Genomic DNA, 3,837 nt, shown 5'->3' with positions numbered 1-3,837 from the left:
ATAAAAAAGCCCCGCTTTTGTTGCGGGGCTTTTGGGTTCGTTTGTCTAGGCGGTTACGCGCAGGCTTGTACGGCGCGTTTGGTCATGACGCTGACCAGATGTGCGCGGTAGTCTTTACTGCCATGCAGATCGCCAATCATGTTCATCGAGTTCACCTTGAGACCCATCAACGCGTCGGCGCGGAACTCTTTGGTCAGGGCTTCCTCAGCCTCGGACCAGCGGAACACGCCGTCCTCGCTGGCACCGGTCACGGCCACGCGGACACCATCCGCAAACCGCGCCAGATAGACACCCACCAACGCAAAGCGCGAGGCCGGCTGCAGGAACTTCTGATAGCTCGCCGCCTGCGGTACCGGGAAGCGGATGGATGTGATGATCTCACCCTCGTCCAGCGCCGTGGTGAACATGCCCTGAAAGAAATCATCCGCCGCGATCTGCCGCGCATTGGTCACAATAGTTGCGCCCGAGCCCAACACACCCGCCGGATAACAGGCCGCCGGATCGTTATTGGCCACCGAGCCACCAATGGTGCCGCGATTGCGCACTGCCGGATCCCCGATTTGCCCCGCCAATGCTGCCAGCGCCGGATAGCTTGCCACCGCCTCGCGCGCCACCGTGGCGTGGGTCGTCGCCCCACCGATAGCGACCGAGCCATCATCCTCGATGCAAACCCCTTGCATCTCGGCAATCCCGCTCAGCGACACCAGCGCCGAGGGCGCCGCCAACCGCTGCTTCAACGTCGGTATCAGCGTCTGACCACCCCCCAACGCCTGCGCATCCTCAGCCCCCAACGCAGTCACCGCATCGGCGATGGTCGAGGGCTTCTCAAACTCGAAATTATACATTCCGCTTTTCCTTTCCAAAATCAGGACACGGCACGCCCCGCCCTTCTTCTGTTCAAAAATACCTCGGGGGTCCGGGGGCTGGCCCCCGGTCCACCCTCTCAACTCAGCTGTTCATCGCCGCCCAGACGCGCGACGGGCTGACCGGCATGTCGATGTGATCCACCGCTTTGCCGCCCGAGTTCATCGCATCCAGAACCGCATTGACCACAGCCGGCGGCGAGCCAATGGCCCCAGCCTCACCACAGCCCTTCACACCCAGCGGGTTATGCGTGCATGGCGTCTGGCTGGAATGATCCACGCCGTAGAAGGGCACATCATCGGCGCGCGGCATGGCGTAATCCATGAAGGACGCGCTCAGCAGCTGGCCATTCTCGTCATAGGCGCAGTTCTCCAGCAGAGCCTGACCGATACCCTGACCGATACCGCCATGCACCTGACCATCCACGATCATCGGGTTGACGATATTGCCAAAGTCATCGGCGGCGGTGAAGGCCTCGATGCTGACCTTGCCGGTCTCGGGGTCCAGTTCGACCTCGCAGGCATAGGCGCCCGAGGGGAAGGTAAAGTTGGCCGGGTCGTAAAACGCGGTCTCCTCCAGCCCCGGCTCGACCTCCAGCGGGTAGTTATGCGGCACATAGGCCGTCAGGGTCACATCGCCCCAGGCCACCGATTTATCGGTGCCCGCCACGCTGAACTGACCATCCTTCAGCTCAATATCAGCCTCCGACGCCTCCAGCAGGTGAGCGGCGATCTTCTTGGCCTTGTCGATCACCTTCTCGGTGGCCTTGACCATGGCCGAGCCGCAAACCGCCAGCGAGCGCGAGCCATAGGTGCCCATGCCAAACGGGATCTTCGAGGTGTCGCCATGCACGATCTCGACCATCGATTCATCGATGCCGATCATGTCGGCCACAACCTGCGGGAAGGCGGTCTCATGCCCTTGCCCATGGCTGTGTGCCCCCACCATGACACTGATCGAGCCGGTGGCATTCACCCGCACGGTCGCCGCGTCATACAGACCCGCGCGCGCGCCCAGCATGCCAACGATGTTCGAGGGCGCAATGCCACAGGCCTCGATATAGCAGTTGATGCCCAGACCGCGCAGCTTGCCCTTGGCCTCGCTTTGCGCGCGCCGCGCGGCAAAGCCTGCCAGATCGGCGGCGGCCTCAAGCTTGTCCATGGTCCCGTTGTAATCCCCGGTGTCATAGGTCAGAGCGACCGGCGTATCATAGGGGAACTGGGTGATGAAGTTCTGACGGCGCAGCGCAATGGGATCGACCCCCAACTCGCGCGCGGCTTTGTCGACGACGCGCTCCAGCTGATAGGTCGCCTCGGGCCGGCCTGCACCGCGATAGGCATCCACCGGCACCGTGTTGGTGAACATTGCCTTCACGTTCACCTGAATGACCGGCGTCTTGTAATTGCCCGCCATCAGCGTGCCGTGCAGCCATGTGGGCACGGAACTTGAGAAAGTCGACAGATAGGCGCCAAGGTTCGCATAGGTGTTGGTGCGCAGACCGACAAAGTTATTGTCCGCATCCAGCGCCAACTCGATCGTGCTGACATGGTCGCGGCCATGAGCATCGGACATGAACGCCTCGGACCGGCTGGCCGACCACTTCACAGGCCGGTTGCAGGCCTTGGCCGCAAAGGTCACAAATGCCTCTTCCGCATAGTGGAAGATCTTGGTGCCAAAACCACCGCCCACATCCGGGGCCACCACGCGGACCTTATGCTCGGGCAGGCCCAGCACAAAGGCGCACATCAGCAGACGGATCACATGCGGGTTCTGCGAGGTGGTATAGAGCGTATACTCCTCGGTCCCGCGGCTGTATTCCGCCACCGCCACGCGCGGCTCCATCGGGTTGGCAACCAGACGGTTGTTCACCAGATCCAGCGTGGTCACATGGGCCGCATTGGCAAAGACCTCATTGACCTTAGCGTCATCCGCCTCACCCAGCTGCCAGTCATAGCAGATGTTGTTCTTCAGATCGTCATGGACCAGTGTCGCGCCCTCCTGGGCGGCGGCCTTCATGTCGATCACGGCGGGCAGTTCTTCGATATCCAGATCGATCGCCTCGGCCGCATCCCGCGCCTGTTCCAGACTGTCGGCCACCACGGCTGCAATCGGATCACCCACATGGCGCACTTTACCCTGTGCCAGAATGGGGTGCGCCGGTTCCTGCATGGGCGCGCCATGCTTGTCGGTCACCTCCCAGCCGCAGGGAATGCCGCCTACGCCTTCGAAATCCTTGCCGGTGAACACCTTGACCACACCGGGCATGGCCTCGGCCGCCGAAGTGTCGATGCTGGTGATCCGGCCATGCGCGATATCCGAGCGCAGGAAATACACATAGGCCTGTCCGGCCACGTTGATGTCGTCGGTATAATTGCCCGCTCCGGTCAGAAAGCGCACGTCCTCGCGCCGCTTGGAACTGGCTCCGATGCCACTGTCTTTGGGCATTGCTTGATCTCCTCCCTGGAAAAGAATTTTCGACGAAAATTCTTGCCCGCCGCCCTATTCGGCAGCGATGTTGCTCACGTCCTGACCCGATGCGGCCATGATCGCCTTGACGATGTTATGATAGCCCGTGCACCGGCACAGGTTGCCTTCCAGATAATGCCGGATCTCGGCCTCGGTCGGACGCGGATTGTCCTTCAGCAAGGCCGCCGCACTCATCACCATCCCCGGCGTGCAGAACCCGCACTGAAGACCGTGATGATCCTGAAACGCCTGCTGGATCACGTTCAAAGACCCATCCGCAGTCGCCTGACCTTCAATCGTGCCAACCTCAGACCCGTCCGCCTCAAGCGCAAGCATGTTGCAAGACTTCACAGCCTGGCCATCAACATGCACAACACACGCACCACATTGCGCCGTGTCACACCCAACATGCGTCCCTGTCATCCCCAAATGATCACGCAAAAATCCAGACAATAACGTCCGACCCTCAACTTCACCGCTCACAGCTACGCCGTTCACAGTCATCGA

General features: G+C 61.4%; 3 protein-coding genes. All 3 read right to left on the bottom strand.

Features of this window, described 5'->3' with window-relative positions:
• Positions 1-53: 53 nt before the first annotated feature.
• Positions 54-845, bottom strand: a complete 792-nt coding sequence (locus AC2FJ6_RS20740) for an FAD binding domain-containing protein (RefSeq protein WP_496669848.1) — start codon at positions 843-845, stop codon at positions 54-56.
• A 103-nt stretch (positions 846-948) separates the two neighbouring features.
• Positions 949-3,309, bottom strand: coding sequence for a xanthine dehydrogenase family protein molybdopterin-binding subunit (locus AC2FJ6_RS20735; protein ID WP_496669846.1), 2,361 nt, complete (start codon positions 3,307-3,309; stop codon positions 949-951).
• A gap of 54 nt (positions 3,310-3,363) precedes the next feature.
• On the bottom strand, positions 3,364-3,837 hold a 474-nt coding region (locus AC2FJ6_RS20730; protein ID WP_480901002.1), incomplete at its 5' end, for a (2Fe-2S)-binding protein.

It is taken from the genome of Ruegeria sp. CDSA089, assembly GCF_059612205.1.
This window is presented reverse-complemented; position numbering and strand designations above follow the sequence as displayed.

Excerpts from the sequence above, each read along its gene's own strand:
- AC2FJ6_RS20740 (WP_496669848.1), bottom strand. The coding sequence starts at position 845 with ATGTATAATTTCGAGTTTGAGAAGCCCTCGACCATCGCCGATGCGGTG.
- AC2FJ6_RS20735 (WP_496669846.1), bottom strand. The coding sequence starts at position 3,309 with ATGCCCAAAGACAGTGGCATCGGAGCCAGTTCCAAGCGGCGCGAGGAC.